The organism is Streptomyces sp. CBMA29 (assembly GCF_014596445.1).
Classification (GTDB): Bacteria; Actinomycetota; Actinomycetes; order Streptomycetales; family Streptomycetaceae; genus Actinacidiphila.
Genome location: NZ_MECL01000035.1, coordinates 113,776 through 130,553 on the forward strand (window position 1 = coordinate 113,776; position 16,778 = coordinate 130,553).

General features: G+C 70.2%; 15 protein-coding genes. 11 read left to right on the plus strand and 4 right to left on the minus strand.

All coding sequences use genetic code 11. From position 1 onward, the window contains the following. Positions 1–61 precede the first annotated feature (61 nt). Positions 62–727 (plus strand): fasciclin domain-containing protein, encoded by a 666-nt coding sequence (locus BGM09_RS05875; RefSeq protein WP_188280333.1) that lies wholly within the window; start codon positions 62–64, stop codon positions 725–727. Between the two features lie 24 nt (positions 728–751). Here the strand turns inward: BGM09_RS05875 and BGM09_RS05880 are convergent, their stop codons facing one another. The 4 genes from BGM09_RS05880 to BGM09_RS05895 all read right to left on the minus strand — a co-directional run bounded on the left by BGM09_RS05880 (position 752) and on the right by BGM09_RS05895 (position 3,836). Further along, entirely contained in the window at positions 752–1,597 is an 846-nt protein-coding gene (locus BGM09_RS05880) for a ketose-bisphosphate aldolase (protein WP_188280334.1), read from the minus strand. A gap of 101 nt (positions 1,598–1,698) precedes the next feature. Beyond that, positions 1,699–2,640 (minus strand): SIS domain-containing protein, encoded by a 942-nt coding sequence (locus BGM09_RS05885; RefSeq protein WP_188280335.1) that lies wholly within the window; start codon positions 2,638–2,640, stop codon positions 1,699–1,701. Positions 2,641–3,051: 411 nt separating this feature from the next. After that, positions 3,052–3,264, minus strand: a complete 213-nt coding sequence (locus BGM09_RS05890; protein ID WP_188280336.1) for a MerR family transcriptional regulator — start codon at positions 3,262–3,264, stop codon at positions 3,052–3,054. Beyond that, positions 3,261–3,836, minus strand: a complete 576-nt coding sequence (locus BGM09_RS05895) for a hypothetical protein (RefSeq protein WP_188280337.1) — start codon at positions 3,834–3,836, stop codon at positions 3,261–3,263. The genes BGM09_RS05890 and BGM09_RS05895 overlap by 4 nt, the downstream gene beginning before the upstream one ends. A gap of 1,467 nt (positions 3,837–5,303) precedes the next feature. On the opposite strand from BGM09_RS05895, the gene fabD reads away from it, so the two are divergent. From fabD to BGM09_RS37450, 10 genes are all read left to right on the plus strand, one after another. Beyond that, on the plus strand, positions 5,304–6,260 hold the full coding sequence (gene fabD / locus BGM09_RS05900; RefSeq protein WP_188280338.1) for an ACP S-malonyltransferase: 957 nt from the start codon (positions 5,304–5,306) through the stop codon (positions 6,258–6,260). Between the two features lie 78 nt (positions 6,261–6,338). Next, positions 6,339–7,136: a response regulator transcription factor gene (locus BGM09_RS05905; RefSeq protein WP_188280339.1), complete on the plus strand. Its 798-nt coding sequence runs from the start codon at positions 6,339–6,341 to the stop codon at positions 7,134–7,136. Continuing rightward, complete coding sequence (locus BGM09_RS05910) at positions 7,133–8,038, plus strand: hypothetical protein (protein WP_188280340.1); 906 nt, start codon at positions 7,133–7,135, stop codon at positions 8,036–8,038. The genes BGM09_RS05905 and BGM09_RS05910 overlap by 4 nt, the downstream gene beginning before the upstream one ends. Positions 8,039–8,204: 166 nt before the next feature. Beyond that, entirely contained in the window at positions 8,205–8,534 is a 330-nt protein-coding gene (locus BGM09_RS05915; RefSeq protein WP_188280341.1) for a TcmI family type II polyketide cyclase, read from the plus strand. A gap of 61 nt (positions 8,535–8,595) precedes the next feature. Then, entirely contained in the window at positions 8,596–9,852 is a 1,257-nt protein-coding gene (locus BGM09_RS05920; protein WP_188280342.1) for a beta-ketoacyl-[acyl-carrier-protein] synthase family protein, read from the plus strand. Beyond that, entirely contained in the window at positions 9,849–11,102 is a 1,254-nt protein-coding gene (locus BGM09_RS05925; protein WP_188280343.1) for a ketosynthase chain-length factor, read from the plus strand. Before BGM09_RS05920 ends, BGM09_RS05925 begins: the two co-directional genes overlap by 4 nt. A 44-nt stretch (positions 11,103–11,146) precedes the next feature. Next, entirely contained in the window at positions 11,147–11,416 is a 270-nt protein-coding gene (locus BGM09_RS05930; protein WP_188280344.1) for an acyl carrier protein, read from the plus strand. A 194-nt stretch (positions 11,417–11,610) separates the two neighbouring features. Then, positions 11,611–12,396 (plus strand): 3-oxoacyl-ACP reductase FabG, encoded by a 786-nt coding sequence (fabG, locus tag BGM09_RS05935; protein WP_188280345.1) that lies wholly within the window; start codon positions 11,611–11,613, stop codon positions 12,394–12,396. 54 nt (positions 12,397–12,450) lie between these two features. Next, a complete protein-coding gene (locus BGM09_RS05940) occupies positions 12,451–13,398 on the plus strand; it encodes an aromatase/cyclase (protein ID WP_188280346.1) in 948 nt (315 codons plus the stop codon). Position 13,399: 1 nt separating this feature from the next. Further along, positions 13,400–16,738, plus strand: a complete 3,339-nt coding sequence (locus BGM09_RS37450) for an FAD-dependent monooxygenase (protein WP_223186365.1) — start codon at positions 13,400–13,402, stop codon at positions 16,736–16,738. The last annotated feature ends 40 nt before the right edge of the window (positions 16,739–16,778 follow it).

The window sequence follows — 16,778 nt, forward strand, 5'->3', positions numbered from 1 at the left end:
CTACCGATGACTTTTCCGCACGCACATTTCGTATACACCGCACATATAGAGGAGAAAAACCATGTTCCACCTCCGCGCCCGCCGCATCGCCGTCGCCGTGACGGCCGCCGCCGTACTGCCGCTGGCCCTCAGCGCCTGTTCGAGCGACGACAACAAGAAGGACGACTCGGCGGCGGCGAGCCCGTCCACCTCGGCGAGCGATTCGGGGATGGCGCCCACCAGCGACGCTCCGAGTGACGCCTCGACGATGGACGCGCCCTTCGGGCCCGGCTGCGCCACGGTGCCCAAGGACGGCGCGGGCAGCTTCGACGGCATGTCCAAGGACCCGGTGGCGACCGCCGCCTCGCACAACCCGGCGCTGTCGACGCTGGTCGCCGCCGTCCAGAAGGCCGGTCTTGTCGACACCCTGAACAACGCCCAGAACATCACCGTCTTCGCGCCGACCAACGACGCCTTCGCGAAGATCCCGAAGGCCGACCTCGACAAGGTCCTCGCCGACAAGGCGATGCTCACCAAGATCCTCACCTACCACGTGGTCGGCGAGCCGGTGAAGGCGCCCGAGGGTCTGTCCAAGGGCACCTACACCACGCTGGAGAAGGGCACCCTGACGACCTCGGGCTCCGGCGAGGCGTACAAGGTCAACGACACGGCGAACGTGGTCTGCGGCAACGTCACCACCGCCAACGCCACCGTGCAGATCATCGACACGGTGCTGATGCCCAAGTAGCCCTTGGGGATCTGGCGTTACCGATCACTCCGGACGGCCCGCGACGACGCGCAACAGGTGTTCCGCCACGGCGGACATCGCGTCGCGGGCCGGCCGCAGATAGCGCCGCGGGTCGACGACGGCCGGGTCCGCCGCCAGGTGGTCCCGTACCGCCCCGGTGAAGGCGATGTTCAGCGCCGTACCGATGTTGACCTTCACCATCCCGGCCGCGACGGCCCGCCGCAGCTCGTCGTCGGGCACACCGGACGAGCCGTGCAGCACCAGGGGTACGGGTACGGCCGTGCGCAGCGCGGCTATCAGTTCGTGGTCGAGGCGCGCGGAGCGGTCGGTCATCGCGTGCGAACTGCCGACCGCGACGGCGAGCGCGTCCACCCCGGTCGCGGCGGTGAAGGCGGCGGCCTCGGCCGGGTCGGTCCGCACGCCGGGCGCGTGGGCGCCGTCCTTGCCGCCGACCTCGCCCAACTCGGCCTCGACCCAGGCGCCCTGGCCGTGCGCCCACTCCACCATCCGCGCGGTGGCCCGGAGATTCTCCTCGTACGGCAGCTTCGACGCGTCGAACATCACCGAGGACGCCCCGGCCGCCACGCCCGCCCGCAGCAACTCCTCGCTCTCCACATGGTCCAGGTGCAGGGCGACCGGCACGGCCGCGCCCCGCGCGACCGCCGCCGCCCCCGCCAGCACCGGCTCGACCCGGCCGCCGTGGAAGGCCACCGCGTTCTCGCTGATCTGGAGGATCACCGGCAGCCCGGCCGCCTGCGCGGCGGAGGTGATCGCCTCCGCGTGCTCCAGCGTGATCACATTGAACGCGGCGACCCCGTGGCCCGCGGACCGGGCGGCGGTGACGAGTTCTGCGGTGGCGACGGCAGGCATGGGATTCCTCGGGGTACGTACGGCGGTGCCGGTTTCACGGGTGCGGGCGGGGGTACGGGCGGCGGTCCGCCGAACAGCGGAGCGCCGCACGGGGGTTGGTGTCAGGCCAGGACGACGGAACGCGTCAGATTCCGCGGCCGGTCCGGGTCGTACCCCTTGTTCTCCGCGATGGCCACCGCGAGCCGCTGGACCCGCACCAGGTCGGCCAGCGGGTCGAGTACGGCCGCGCCCGTACCGCCGACCGCGCTCGTACCGCCGTCGCCGGCGGCGGCGGAACCGGCCTCAAGAAGGCCGCCGACGCCCGCGACGTTGTCGGCCAGGCCCTCGGGCAGGGCGCCGAAGGCCCACACCACACGGCCGGGGCCGGTGATGCTGATCGGGCCGTGCCGGTACTCCATCGCCGGGTAGCTCTCGGTCCAGGCGCCCGCGGCCTCGCGCATCTTCAGCGCGGCCTCCTGCGCCAGGCCGTAGGTCCAGCCGGTGCCGAGGAAGGTGAACTGCTCGGCGGCCGTGACGGTGGTGGGCAGTTCCTGGGCGAGCGCCAGCCGCGCGTCGGCGACTGCCGCGGTCAGGTCGTGGCCGAGGTGGGCGCGCAGCAGCGCGAGCGCGGTGGTGGCGAACCGGGTCTGCACCACCGACTGTTCGTCGGCGAAGTCCAGCACCACGACCTCGTCGGCGGCCTCCATCACCGGGGTGTGCGGGTCGGCGGTGATCGCCGTGACCGCGACGCCCGCCGTACGCAGGCGCTCGCTCGCCCGCAGCACCTCGGTGGTGGTGCCGGAGCGGGTGATCGTCAGCACGCGGTCGTAACCGCGGCCGAACGGGAACTCCGAGGCCGCGAAGGCGTCGGTCTCGCCGTGGCCGCCCTGTTCGCGCAGCGCCGCGTAGGACTGGGCCATGAACCAGGAGGTGCCGCAGCCGATCACCGCCACCCGCTCACCGTCGCGCGGCAGCTTTCCGGCCTCGGCGGGAGCGAGATCGGCCGCCCGCTGCCAGCACTCGGGCTGGGAGGCGGTCTCGGTGGTGGTGAGGGACGCGGACATCGGGGCTCCTCGTGCGGTGTGCGAGATACGGCGTGCGAGATGCGACGCGCGGTGCGGATGCGCGATCCTGCTCGAAACGAGCAGCTATCGAGCACAAATGTACACAGGGGAGAGGGCTGGCGGAAGGTCCCCGACTGCGCTAAAGGCGCACGCGGGCAGCGCGACCGCCGCCGCCGGCCGAATGAGGCGCGCGTCACACTTCCCGCACCGGATGTCACATCGCGTCGCGCGGCCCGACTCTCTGGTAAGAGGGCGCGAGCGGCGGCCGGACCGATGAGGGCCGAACGGTAAGAACGAGAAGAACGAGGAGAACAAGGAGAACGAGGAGGAAACCCTGCCCGAGAGAAAGCTCCGCACGACAGGCAGGGCTCTTCGTCCTCTGTCAATTCCTTTACGTGAGGCCCGAAGCGCTCACGTGGATTCTTTCAGAGCCGCCGCTTCGGTTTTCGCGGCCACACGTTCCAGCAGCTCGTCCAGATCGTATTGCGCGCGTCCGGGACTGCCGTAGCGGGTGATCTTGCCGCGGCTGGCCCATTTCCTGATCGTCGCTTCGGAGACTCCGGCGGCGAGTGCGGCGAGTTGGGTCGGAACAAGCCGACTTCTATTGCGCGGTGGCGGATTCATGCGGCGTCCTCCGGGCGCTGGGATTGTGCTGCCGCTCCCGCAGTGCCGCGCGCGAACTGCCGCGTCTGCTGAATCTGCCGGGATAGCAGAAGCCATTGATGGGGCTGCCAACTGTGTCCTGCGGTGCAGCTCACTTCTCGGGTGCGCCGGCCGTCCGGAGACGACGGCGCCGTGGTCATCGCCGCGCCGCAACCGGAATGGATGCACTGGCCGAGATCCATGCGCAACGCGGGCTGCGTGTAGGCGGACCGGCGCGCGCGGTGCGTGATCTCGGAGATCTCCTCAGCGAAGTCCGCGGCGGTCGGGTGCGCGAGCAGCCAGTTGAGGTGGACGACGAGGAAGTCGGCCATCTCCTCCGGCTGCCGGCGGACCGGCTTGCGGACCGCGCGCTCCTCGGCGACCATCGCCGCCCACGAGGCCAGGAACCCGACGATGCCGGACCGGGCGGTGATCGCCGCCTCGTCCAGCCGTATTCCGGTCGACTGCCTGCTGCCGCTGACCCGTTGCAGGGTCGGATTGCGGCGCGGATGGAGCACCGACTCGCAGTCGTCGTAGATCTCCGGCAGCTCCATCAGATTCGCCTTGAGATCGTGGTAGCACGAGGTGCACAGACGCAGTCCCGGGGCCGCTGTGCGACGAGGTCGCGACCCGTGCGGCACGGTGCCGCATTTTTGGCCCACACAGAGAGATGAATTCATTTGGTCACCCGTTGGTCATGATGTCGGAAGGTGGCTGTCGCAGTGCGAACTCGTCGATCGACTCGATGACCGAGGGGAGTGCGCCCTGTTCAGGACATGCCGAAAGTCGTCGTCGGTGCAGGTGAGCGACGTCCCGTCGGAACATGGCCGTGCATCGGCTGCCGGCGACGGAATGGCGCACCCGTCAGCGGCGACCGCTGGATCCGGAACCTGTCGACGTACTCCAGGCGCAAGGGAATTGCTCAGTGGAACGCCTGGACCATCTCAACGCAGTGCTGAACGCAGTGCAGAACGGTCGGCGAGGGCCGGGCCGACCGGATATACCGCGAGCAGCGGTGCTCGCGGGCTCCACGGGCCAGTGGGGCCCATGGGGCACGCCGGATCATGGAGGCGTGCGTCGTGAGCGGATCGCACCTGTGCGGGATGTTTTGGGGCGCGCGTGTGCCGTGGTGTCGCCGGAGCGGGACGTCGTCGTCCGTGCCACGCGTGACGGGGCCTGCCGCGCCGTGCCCGGGACCGTTCGAAGAGCTGGATCCCCGCCGGTCGCCCGAGGGTGACCTGGAGAAACGCTCTCGCAGCGCCATGAGGTGAACGGCTCATCCACCGTGCCTGAAGCACCCCGGCACGAGACCGAGGTTACCGGCGATCGGAAACGCCGTGGTGGCCGTGATGAGTCCAGTTGGGCCTGTCGCGTTAAATCCGTGTTCATAACGATCCGGAACCCCCGCTCCCGAGTCATGTACGGCTTACAGCATACGGATGTTCGCGTTTGGCAGGCGACGATACAGGCAAACGAAGGAGCCGTCCACACCTGATCTACCTGCGACGATCACGCTCCACGCGGCTCTGACCGGCGGCTCATTGACGAGAATGTCGCCGCGTAAAATGTGACTACACGCTAGCGTGACGCCGTCGTGAACCCGCGAACAATCACCATCTGACAGAGCGTCAGGCGAGATGGTCATTCGGGTCCGGAGTGTTCCGAAATGCTCGATGTTGAGGCGATGCTATGAGGATCATCGGACTTCATCGGTGTCACGCAAATTCGAGGGGTACTGCAACCATTTTTCGCGACCGGATACTCCCGACCCGTCGATGAACTGCGCAAACAGCGCGCTGGCCAAGTGAAGTTGACATCGACAGCCAGAGACTGTCACGATACTTCCGGCGGCCGAGGTATGCCCGGATCCAGGCAGCAGTGAGACCCCGGACGCCACCCTCACACTCAGATCACCGAGCCCCGCGTGCGCTGTGCCGCCGCGGGGCTTCGTCATGGGCGGCCACGCCGTCTCCGACCGCCCGCCACCGGCACCGCGAAAGGCCGAAAGGAGCCTGCGGCGCATGGACAGGATCGGTTTTGTCTTCCCCGGCCAGGGTTCGCAGAAGGTGGGAATGGGTCTCGACCTCGCCGGAGAGCATCCGGATCTGGTCGGCCCCTACTACCGCACCGCGGACGAGATCCTCGGCCTTCCACTGTCCCGGCTGTGCTGGGAGGGACCCGCCGAGGTCCTCCGGGACACCTCGATCACCCAGCCCGCGATCTTCCTGACCAGCCTGTGCACCTGGCAGAGCCTGCGTCCGCGCGGTCTCGTCCCCGACATCGTCGCGGGCCACAGCCTCGGCGAATACACCGCGCTGGTCGCCGCGGGCGTCCTCGATTGGACCGACGCGCTCCGACTCGTACGGCTGCGCGGCCAGTTGATGGCCGCGGTCAACGCACGCGTGCCCGGCGCCATGGCGGCCGTACTCGGCCTGCCACTCGGGGACGTCGAGGCCCTCTGCGCGCAGGCCGCCACCGGCACCGGCCAGATCGTCGAGATCGCCAACGACAACGAACCGGCCCAGGCGGTCGTCTCGGGCCAGGCCGAAGCCGTCCAGTGGGTGATGGCCGCGGCCAAGGACGCCGGCGCGCGCCGGGCGGTCCCCCTCGAAGTCGGCGCGCCTTTCCATTGCAGTCTCATGAGCGAGATCGAGGACGAATTCGCGGCGGCCCTGGACGCGGTGGAATTCCGAGATCCGGTGGTCGAGACGCTCTCGTCCGTCACCGCGGCGCCGGTCACCACCGCCGCCGAGGCGCGTACCGCGCTCAAACGCCAGCTCACCGGCCGGGTCCGCTGGACCGAGACCGTGGCCGGAATGTCGGACGCGGGCGTGAGCCGCTTCATCGAGATCGGCCCCGGAAAGGTACTCGGCGGCCTGTGCCGCCGGATCGCCCCGACATCACGGGTGTTCGCGACATTCGATTCACGGCAGTGTGCCTCGACTCTCGATGCGCTCGCATTCGCGGCCGGAGGTTGACCGGAGGCTCGCAAACAGTCCAAGGAACCGATCAGACCCAGGTCGCAGTCGGACCTGAGCGTCACAAAGGGCGGACCCATGAGCCGGATAGACCTTCTGAAGCCTCATATACCAGCCCCACGTGCGTCCGCAAACGTCAATCGCACCGAGATACGTACCGCATCGCCGGTACGGGGAGTGCCGGGGCCGTCCGTGAGCTGGCGGGTACTTGTGGTGGAACCTCATGCAGACGACGCCGAATCCCTGGTCAGGGGGTTGCGGCGGCACGGACACGAGGTCGCGTCGGTCGGCACGGGCGGCGCGGCACTCCAGACGTACGAGGACGCGGACCTGGTCCTGCTCGACCTCGACCTGCCCGACCTGGACGGACTCGAGGTCTGCCGGAGCATCCGGTCGGTCTGCGACGTGGCGGTCATCGCCGTCACCGCGCGCGGCACCGAACTCGACCGGGTGCTCGGCCTCCAGGCCGGCGCCGACGACTACCTCGTCAAGCCGTACGGCTTCCGCGAGTTGATGGCCCGGATGGACGCGGTCATGCGCCGCGCCCGCCCGGAACCCGCCTCCGCGCGGGTCATTTCCTGCGGACCGCTGCGGATCGACGCCGGATCGCGCGAAGTGCGGCTCGGCGGACGGCATATAGAGGTGACCCGTAAGGAATTCGACGTGCTCTACCTGCTGGCATCGCACCCGGACATCGTCATCACCCGGAAGCGGCTCATGCAGCAGGTGTGGGGTGACTCGTGGTCCCGGCGGACCGTCGACACCCATGTCAGCAGCCTCCGCACGAAGCTGGGCGCCAAGGAGTGGATCGTCACCGTCCGCGGTGTCGGATTCCGGCTCGGTCTGGGGCTCGAACGGTCCGGGTCCTCCGCATGAGCCGCGTGGCCGTGCGGTGCGAAGGACACGAATGCGGTACGCGGCAGGCCGAGCCCCACGACGGGGGCCGGCGCCCCGGCCGTCCGGTCGGCGGGAACCGGCTGTGCGCCGCCTGCCACCGTCGGCTGACCACCGGCATCGGCATGCTCCCCGAGCTGTACCGGGACTGCGAGCGGGTGCTGGGCGGCGCCGCGGCCAAGGGGCTGCGCGAACGCACCAGCGGCGGACCGCTGCCCGGCATGCCGTTCAACCCGGCGGCGGCCGAGACGCGCGCCGCGATCCTCGGGGTGCTCGGCTCCTGGAGCGGCCTGATCGCCCAGCAGCGCGGACTCGTACCGCCCGAGCGGTCCATCGGCACCCTGTCGGTGTTCCTGCTGCGGCACGCCGACTGGCTGGCCGGACACCCGGCCGTCGCCGAGGCCACCCGCGAGGTGGCCCGGCTGGTCAGCAGGGCCCGCCGCGTCGCCCACCCCGAACAGGTCCGCCGGATCGCGCTCGGCGACTGCGTCGAGCCCGGCTGCGAGGGGCGGCTGTCCGCCGTCGTACGCGTCGGGGCGACCGCCGCGCACCCGGCCGTGCAGTGCGACGCCCAGCCCCGGCACACCTGGGCCGGGCACCAACTCACCCGTCTGCGACGCCTGATGCCCGCCGAGGACACGGCCCTGGGCACAGGGGCCGCCGCCGCCGACCCCGCCGCCGGCACCCCCGCCGTCGCCGAGCGCTGGCTCACCGCCGCCGACATCTCGCGGCTGTGGAGCACCCCGGTCGGCACCGTCTACCGGCTGGCCAGCGAGCAGAGCTGGCGCCGCAGGCACGGCTCGGGCCGCACCTACTACTCGGAGGCCGACGCACACGCGTGCTTCAGCCGCCGCGCCGAGCGATCTGCCGCACGATCCCGCTAGGACGGCCGGTTTCCGGGTCCGATTTCCGGGTCCGGTTTCGACGACGGGTTTCGACGACGGGCTTCGGCGGCCGGTTTCGACGGCCTGTTCCGGCGGCCTGTTCCGACGGCTTGTTCCGACGACCAGCGGACGACCCCTCCATCACTCCCATCACCAGGAGCGAACGATGCACAGCACGTTGATAGTCGCGCGCATGCTGCCGCAGTCCGCGGAGGACGTGGCCCGGATCTTCGGGGAATTCGACCAGACCGGGATGCCCGATCTGATGGGCACCCGCCGACGGGAGCTCTTCTCCTACAACGGCCTCTATTTCCACCTCCAGGACTTCGACACCGAGGCCGGTAACACGACCATCGAACAGACCAAGGACCACCCGCTCTTTGTGCAGGTCAGCGCCGACCTGAAGCCGCACATCGAGGCCTACGACCCGGCGACCTGGCAGTCGCCGAAGGACGCGATGGCCACGCGTTTCTATCACTGGGCCAAGTCCGAGTGACGGACCTGATCTCGAGCCTGTCCTCAAGAATTCACGAAATTCCGAAGGGAGCGGCGTCCACATGGGACGGCGAGTGGTGATAACCGGCATTGGGGTCGTGGCGCCGGGGGGTGTCGGCGTGAAGGACTTCTGGAGTCTGCTGAGCGACGGCCGAACCGCGACCAGAGGCATCACGTTTTTTGATCCCGCCCCGTTCCGTTCCCGTGTCGCGGCCGAGGTCGATTTCGACCCGGAGGCACTGGGACTGAGCCCGCAGGAGATCCGCCGCATGGACCGCGCCGCGCAGTTCGCGGTGGTCACGGCCGCGGAGGCGCTCGCGGGCAGCGGACTGGAGATGTCCGACCTGGACCCGTACCGGACCGGGGTGACCGTCGGCAGCGCCGTCGGCGCGACGATGGGCCTGGACCAGGAGTACCGCGTCACCAGTGACGGCGGGCGTCTCGACCTCAACGACCACCGGTACGCGGTACCGCATCTGTACGACTTCTTCGTGCCCAGCTCCTTCGCGAGCGAAGTGGCCTGGTCCACCGGGGCCGAGGGCCCGGCGACGGTGGTCTCCACCGGCTGCACCTCGGGTCTGGACTCGGTGGGCTACGCGACCGAGCTGATCCGCGAAGGCAGCGTCGACGTGATGATCGCGGGCGCCACCGACGCCCCGATCTCCCCGATCACCGTGGCCTGCTTCGACGCCATCAAGGCCACCACCTCGCGCAACGACGACCCCGAGCACGCCTCGCGGCCGTTCGACAACTCCCGCAACGGCTTCGTCCTCGGCGAGGGTTCCGCGATGTTCGTGCTGGAGGAGTACGAGGCGGCCAAGGCGCGCGGCGCGCACATCTACTGCGAGATCGCCGGGTACGCCACCCGCTCCAACGCCTTCCACATGACGGGTCTGCGGCCCGAGGGCCTGGAGATGGCCGAGGCCATCAGGACGGCCCTGGACGAGGCGCGGATGAACCCCGACGAGATCGACTACGTCAACGCGCACGGCTCGGGCACCAAGCAGAACGACCGCCACGAGACCGCCGCCGTCAAGCGCACGCTGGGCGACCACGCCTACCGCACGCCGATGAGCTCCATCAAGTCGATGGTCGGGCACTCGCTCGGCGCGATCGGCTCGATCGAGATCGCCGCGTCCGCGCTGGCCATCGAGAACAATCTCGTCCCGCCGACGGCCAATCTGCACGAGCCGGACCCGCAGTGCGACCTGGACTACGTACCGCTGAAGGCCAGGGAGTGGACCACCGACGCCGTGCTCAGCGTCGGCAGCGGCTTCGGCGGCTTCCAGAGCGCGATGGTGCTGCGGAGGGCGGCATGACCACTTCCGAAGGCACGGCCGCTCCCGCACAAGGTGTTACGTCCGTCGTCGTCACCGGTATCGGCGTCACCGCGCCCAACGGCCTGGGCACCGAGGAGTTCTGGGCCGCGACCCTCGCGGGGAAGAACGGCATCGGACCCGTCCAGCGGTTCGACGCCACCGGATACCCCGCCAAACTCGCCGGTGAGGTACCGGGCTTCGTCGCCACGGACTACCTGCCGAGCCGGCTGATCCCGCAGACCGACCACATGACCAGGCTCGCCCTGGTCGCGGCCGACTGGGCGCTGGCCGACGCGGGCGTCAAGCTCGACGAGTGGAAACAGTTCGACATGGGCGTCATCACCGCCAGCTCCTCCGGCGGTTTCGAATTCGGCCAGAACGAACTGCGGAAGCTGTGGTCCAAGGGCGGCCAGCACGTCAGCGCGTACCAGTCCTTCGCCTGGTTCTACGCGGTCAACACCGGCCAGATCTCCATCCGCAACGGCATGCAGGGCCCCAGCGGGGTCGTCGTCTCCGACCAGGCGGGCGGCCTCGACGCGCTCGCGCAGGCCAGGCGGCAGATCCGCAAAGGGACCCGGCTGATCGTCTCCGGCGGCGTCGACGGCTCGATCTGCCCCTGGGGCTGGATCGCGCAGGTCGCCGCGGGACGGCTCACCGACAGCGACGACCCGGACAAGGCGTACCGGCCCTTCGCCGCGGACGCCGACGGCTATGTGCCAGGCGAGGGCGGCGCGTTGCTGATCCTGGAGGACGCGGGGTCCGCGCGGGAGCGCGGCGCCAAGGTCTACGGGGAGATCGCCGGATACGCCTCGACCTTCGACCCCAGGCCCGGCAGCGGGAGGGAGCCCGGCCTCAGGCGGGCCGTCGAGGCGGCGCTGGCCGACGCGGGCCTGACGGCGGCCGACATCGACGTCGTCTTCGCCGACGCGGCGGCCGTCCCCGAACTGGACCGCGCGGAGGCCGACGCCGTCAACGCGGTCTTCGGACCGCGCGGCGTGCCGGTCACCGCGCCCAAGACGATGACCGGACGGCTCTACTCAGGAGCCGCGTCGCTCGACACGGCCGCCGCGCTGCTGTCGATCAGGGACGGGATCATCCCGCCCACCACCCACGTCGCCCCCGCCCCCGAGTACGACCTCGACCTGGTGGTCGACCGGCCCAGGACCGCGCCGGTGAACGCCGCGCTGGTGCTGGCCAGGGGCTACGGCGGCTTCAACTCGGCGATGGTCGTGCGCGGAGCAGTCCGGTGACGGGCCCGCGCACCGCCGTCGCCACACCTCAGGAAGGGACCGAGATGGCCGGACCGGAACTCACGATCGACGACCTCAAGCGCATCCTCCGGGAAGCCGCGGGCGAGAGCGAGGGCATCGACCTGGACGGCGACATCCTCGACCAGACCTTCGAGGACCTCGGCTACGACTCGCTGGCGCTGCTGGAGACCGGCAGCCGGATCGAGCGCGAGCACGGGATCGAGCTGGAGGACACCTCCATCACCGTCGTCGAGACGCCGCGGGCGCTGCTCGCCGTCGTCAACGAGCAACTCGCCGCGGAACAAGCGGCCTGACGCTCCCCCCACCCGGTGCCGCCGCCGTGCTCCCGAGGCGCGGCGGCGGCGCCGACCAGCCCATACGTACAGCGCACACGTAAAGCCCACGCGTAAAGCCCACACGTACAGCCCACGCGTAAAGCCCACACGTACAGCGCACTTGAACGCAGCACATGTACGCAGCCGAGCGGTACCGAGTCGGAGGAGCAGTCATGTCGGCAGAGGGACAACGGGTCGCTCTCGTCACCGGGGCCACCAGCGGAATCGGGCTCGCCGTCACCAGGGCGCTGGCCGCACAGGGACACCAGGTGTTCATCTGCGCGCGGACGCCCGAGAGCGTGGAAGTCACCGTCAAGGAACTGCGGGACGAGGGCCTGGACGTCGACGGCACCGCCTGCGACGTCAAGTCGGGCGACGACATCAAGGCGTTCGTGCTCGCCGCCGTGGAGCGGTACGGGCCGGTCGACGTCCTGGTCAACAACGCGGGCCGCAGCGGCGGCGGCGTCACCGCGGACATCGACGACGAGCTGTGGTTCGACGTCGTCAACACCAACCTCAACAGCGTCTTCCTGATGACGCGCGAGGTGCTCAACACCGGCGGCATGCGGTACCGCGACCGCGGCCGGATCATCAACATCGCCTCCACCGCGGGCAAGCAGGGCGTGGTGCTCGGCGCCCCGTACTCCGCCTCCAAGCACGGCGTCGTCGGCTTCACCAAGGCCCTGGGCAACGAACTGGCGCCGACCGGCATCACGGTCAACGCGGTCTGCCCCGGCTACGTCGAGACGCCGATGGCCGCGCGGGTCCGGCAGGGCTACGCGGCGGCCTACTCGACCACCGAGGGCGAGATCCTCCAGAAGTTCCAGTCCAAGATCCCGCTCGGCCGCTACTCCACGCCCGAGGAGGTCGCGGGCCTGGTCGGCTACCTGGCGACCGACACCGCCGCGTCGATCACCGCGCAGGCCATCAACGTATGCGGCGGCCTCGGCAACTTCTGATCCGCCGCCCCCGACCCCGTCCTACGACGTCCGACTCGCGTGAGGGGAACGAGAATGACGCAGACTGGCCACCGCGAGGTGGAGCACGAGATCACGGTGAACGCCCCGGCCGCCGCGGTGTACCGGCTGATCGCGGAGGTGGAGAACTGGCCGCGGATCTTCCCGCCGACCGTTTTCGTCGACCATGTGGAGCGCTCGGAGAACGAAGAGCGCATCCGTATCTGGGCCACCGCCAACGGCGCCGCCAAGAACTGGACTTCGCGCCGCGTCCTGGACCCGCGGGCGCTGCGGATCGAATTCCGCCAGGAGGTCTCGGCGCCGCCGGTTGCGGCGATGGGCGGCACCTGGGTGATCGAGCCGGTGTCCGACACCGAGTCGCGGGTGCGGCTGCTGCACGACTACCGCGCCATCGACGACAAGCCGGACGATCTCGCCTGGATCGACGAGGCCGTGGACCGCAACAGCCGCTCGGAGCTGGCAGCGCTGAAGACCAACGTGGAGCTGGTCGTCGGCTCGGCCGACGAACTGCTGCTGTCCTTCGCCGACACCGTCCACATCGACGGATCGGCCAAGGACGTCTACGACTTCATCAACGAGGCGCAGCTCTGGAAGGAGCGGCTGCCGCACGTGGCGCGGGTCTCGCTGGAGGAGGAGACGCCCGGTCTTCAGATCCTGGAGATGGACACCCTCACCAAGGACGGCTCCTCGCACACCACCAAGTCGGTGCGCGTGACCTTCCCGCACAACAGGATCGTCTACAAGCAGATCACCGTGCCCGCGCTGATGACGCTGCACACCGGCTACTGGCTGTTCGAGGAGGAGGGCGACGGCGTCGCCGCCACCTCCCAGCACACCGTGGTGATCAACACCGCGAACATCACCAAGATCCTCGGCCCGGACGCCGGGGTCGAGGAGGCGCGCGCCTTCGTGCAGAACGCGCTGAGCACCAACAGCCGGGCCACCCTGGGCCACGCCAAGGACTACGCCGAGGGCCGGCGCTGAGATGGACACCGACGTCATCATCGTCGGCGCGGGGCCTGTCGGCCTGATGCTGGCCGGTGAACTCCGGCTCGGCGGAGCCCGGGTGACGGTTCTGGAGCGGCTCGCCGCCCCCACCACCGAGTCCCGGGCGTCGACCCTGCACGCCCGCACCATGGAACTCCTCGACCAGCGCGGCCTGCTGGAGACGCTGGGCACGCCGCCCAACGAGCCGATGGGCCACTTCGGCGGTCTGCCGCTCGACCTGAGCGAGCCGACCACCCGCTACCCGGGCCAGTGGAAGGTCCCGCAGGCCCGGGTCGAGGAACTGCTCGCGGAGTGGGCCACGGGGCTGGGCGCGGAGGTCAGGCGCGAGCACGAACTGCTCGGCCTGACGGCGGGCGGCGCGGGCGACGTCGGCGACGGCGGCGACGAAGGTGACGCGGGCGCGGAAGGCGTGGAGGTCGAGGTCGCCACCCCGGACGGTGTCACCCGTCTCACCGCCGGCCATCTGGTCGGCTGTGACGGCGAGGAGAGCACCGTACGGCGGCTGGCGGGCTTCGACTTCCCCGGCTCCGACGCCACCAAGGAGCTGCTGCGCTGCGACGTGCTGGGGCTCGACATACCCAACCGCCGCTTCCAGCGGCTCCCGAACGGGGTGGCCATCGCGGCCACCCGGGGCGGCGTCACCCGCGTCATGGTGCACGAGTTCGGCCGCGAGGTGCGGCCGAGGACCGCGGAGCCCGAGTACGCCGAGATCGCCGCCGTGTGGGCCAGGGTCACCGGCGAGGACATCACCCACGGCGACCCGACCTGGCTGAACGCCTTCGGCAACACCAGCCGCCAGGCGGCCTCGTACCGCCGGGGCCGGGTGCTGCTCGCCGGGGACGCCGCCCACCGGCAGATGCCGGTCGGCGGCCAGGCGCTCAACCTCGGCCTCCAGGACGCGGCCAACCTCGGCTGGAAGCTGGCCGCGCGGGTCACCGGGCACGCGCCCGACGGGCTGCTGGACACGTACCACACCGAGCGGCACGCGGTCGGGCGGCGGGTGCTGGCCAACATCGAGGCGCAGACCGTCATTCTCTTCGGCGGCCCCGAGACCGAGGCGGTCCGGGGCACCGCCGCCGAACTCCTCACCCGCACCTCGGTCGTCCGCGGCCACCTCGCCGGCATGATCAGCGGCCTCGACATCCGCTACGGCGAGGGTGATGCCGATGGCGGCGATGGTACGGACGAGGCCGCCGCGTTGACCGGCCGCCGCGTCCCGCACATCGACCTGACGACCGCGGACGGGCCGACCAGCACCACCGCCGTACTGCGTCCCGGCCGCGGTGTCCTGCTCGACCTGTCGGGTGACAGCAAGCGCGGGGCCAGGCTCGGCAGGGCCGTCGCCGGCTGGGCGGGCCGGGTCGACGTCGTCTCGGCGCGGCCGGTCCCCGGCACGCTGCTCGACGGGCGCAAGACCGTACTGCTGCGGCCCGACGGGCACGTGGCCTGGTCGGCGGCGCGCGCGGCCGACCCGACTCAGGCCCTCACCCGCTGGTTCGGCGACCAGGGCGCGCCGGTCGAGCAGCCCGTCGAGACGCGGACCGAGCAGCCCGTTGAGACGCGGACCGAGCAGCCCGTTGAGACGCGGACCGAGCCGCCCGCCGAGAAGCCGGTGCCCCCGAAAGCCGCCGTCGCCCCGGCCGTTCGCAAGGAGCGGCCCAAGGCGGTCACGAATTGCGACGTCCTGATCGTCGGCGCGGGCCTGGCCGGTTCGGTGAGCGCGGCGATCCTCGCCCGGCAGGGCAAGAGCGTCGTGCTGGTCGACTCCCAGACGCATCCGCGGATGGCGATCGGTGAGTCGATGACCCCGCAGCTCATCGAGTGGCTGCACATCCTCGCCGTACGGTTCGACCTCCCCGAACTGCTCCATCTGCTGGACCACCGGTCGGTCACCGAGCACATCGGCCCGACCCACGGCAGGAAACAGAGCTTCGGCTTCGTCAAGCACGACAAGGGCCAGGAGCCGGACCCGCGGGAGACGACGATGTTCGTCATCCCCAAGGCGCTCACCCAGGCCGGCCACCTGTTCCGGCAGGACACCGACGCGTACTACTTCCACGTCGCGGCCAGGTACGGCGCCACGACGCGGCAGCACTGGCGGCTGTCCGACCTGGACTTCGACGACGACGGCGTGACCGTCACCGGGCAGAACGGCGAGGTCTTCAGGGCCCGCTATCTCATCGACGCCAGCGGCCACCGGTCGCTGCTCGCCGAGAAGTTCGGCCTGCGGGAGCAGCCCGCGCGCTTCAAACACCACTCGCGGTCGCTGTTCACGCACTACATCGGCGTCAAGCCGTTCGACGACGTCAGCCACCACCCGGAGAGCCTGCGACCGCCCAAGAACGCGCCCTGGGGCGGCGGTACGCTCCACCACCTGATCGAACGCGGCTGGTTCTGGATCATCCCGTTCAACAACCACAAGGGCGCGACCAACCCGGTCACCAGCGTCGGCCTCACCATGGACGAGCGGGTCTACCCGCGGCCCCGTGACATCAGCCCCGAGCAGGAGTTCGAGGGCTTCCTCGACCGGTACCCGGCGGTGAAGCGGCAGTTCGAGGGCGCCACGCGGGTCCGCGAGTGGGTCTCCACCGACCGGCTCCAGTACAGCTCGAAGGAGTCGATCGGCTACCGCTGGTGCCTGATGTCGCACGCGGCCGGCTTCCTCGACCCGCTGTTCTCGCGCGGTCTGTCCAACACCTTCGAGGTCGTCCACTCGCTCATGACCCGGCTGCTGCCCGCCCTGGACGACGACGACTTCGCGGTCGAACGCTTCGCGTACGTCGACCGGTTGGAGCGCGGCCTGCTGCACTACAACGACGAGCTGGTGAACAGCGCGTACATCTCCTTCGGCCACTTCCGGCTGTGGAACGCGGTCTTCCGGGTCTGGGGCGGCTTCGCCACCCCCGGCGTGATGCGGCTGGCCCGCGCGCGGATCACCTACACGCTCACCGGCGACCCCGCGCACCTGGACGCACTGGAGAACGCGCCGTATCCGGGCCTGTGGTGGCCGGAGCCGGCCGTCCGGGAGATCGTCGACCTCACCGCGGAGACCTGCGAGAAGTACGAGGCCGGGCAGATCGACGGCGACCGCGCCGCGGACATCGTCTTCGACCGGCTCCGCCGCTGTGAGCTGCTGAACCCGGCTTTCGGCTGGCGCGACCCCGAGGACACCCGGCTGATCACCCCGACCACCGCGACGATGGCGAAGTTCATGTACTGGGCGGTCCGCAAGGCCCCGCCGCAGATGCGGGACCTCGGCTCCGCATTGCTGTCCGGCACGGTCCGTGCGGGCCTCAAGGGCAGGAAAGTCCTCTGAACAGACGGCCTTCCGACGAAGAGACGGCCTCCCGCCACAG

Bases quoted from the DNA above. Each gene is read 5' to 3' on its own strand.
- BGM09_RS05930 (WP_188280344.1), top strand. From the start codon at position 11,147: ATGGCCGGACCGGAACTCACGATCGACGACCTCAAGCGCATCCTCCGG.
- BGM09_RS05895 (WP_188280337.1), bottom strand. From the start codon at position 3,836: ATGGAGCTGCCGGAGATCTACGACGACTGCGAGTCGGTGCTCCATCCG.
- BGM09_RS05905 (WP_188280339.1), top strand. From the start codon at position 6,339: ATGAGCCGGATAGACCTTCTGAAGCCTCATATACCAGCCCCACGTGCG.
- BGM09_RS05880 (WP_188280334.1), bottom strand. From the start codon at position 1,597: ATGCCTGCCGTCGCCACCGCAGAACTCGTCACCGCCGCCCGGTCCGCG.
- fabD (WP_188280338.1), top strand. From the start codon at position 5,304: ATGGACAGGATCGGTTTTGTCTTCCCCGGCCAGGGTTCGCAGAAGGTG.
- BGM09_RS05890 (WP_188280336.1), bottom strand. From the start codon at position 3,264: ATGAATCCGCCACCGCGCAATAGAAGTCGGCTTGTTCCGACCCAACTC.
- BGM09_RS05920 (WP_188280342.1), top strand. From the start codon at position 8,596: ATGGGACGGCGAGTGGTGATAACCGGCATTGGGGTCGTGGCGCCGGGG.
- BGM09_RS05925 (WP_188280343.1), top strand. From the start codon at position 9,849: ATGACCACTTCCGAAGGCACGGCCGCTCCCGCACAAGGTGTTACGTCC.
- fabG (WP_188280345.1), top strand. From the start codon at position 11,611: ATGTCGGCAGAGGGACAACGGGTCGCTCTCGTCACCGGGGCCACCAGC.
- BGM09_RS37450 (WP_223186365.1), top strand. From the start codon at position 13,400: ATGGACACCGACGTCATCATCGTCGGCGCGGGGCCTGTCGGCCTGATG.
- BGM09_RS05910 (WP_188280340.1), top strand. From the start codon at position 7,133: ATGAGCCGCGTGGCCGTGCGGTGCGAAGGACACGAATGCGGTACGCGG.
- BGM09_RS05915 (WP_188280341.1), top strand. From the start codon at position 8,205: ATGCACAGCACGTTGATAGTCGCGCGCATGCTGCCGCAGTCCGCGGAG.
- BGM09_RS05940 (WP_188280346.1), top strand. From the start codon at position 12,451: ATGACGCAGACTGGCCACCGCGAGGTGGAGCACGAGATCACGGTGAAC.
- BGM09_RS05875 (WP_188280333.1), top strand. From the start codon at position 62: ATGTTCCACCTCCGCGCCCGCCGCATCGCCGTCGCCGTGACGGCCGCC.
- BGM09_RS05885 (WP_188280335.1), bottom strand. From the start codon at position 2,640: ATGTCCGCGTCCCTCACCACCACCGAGACCGCCTCCCAGCCCGAGTGC.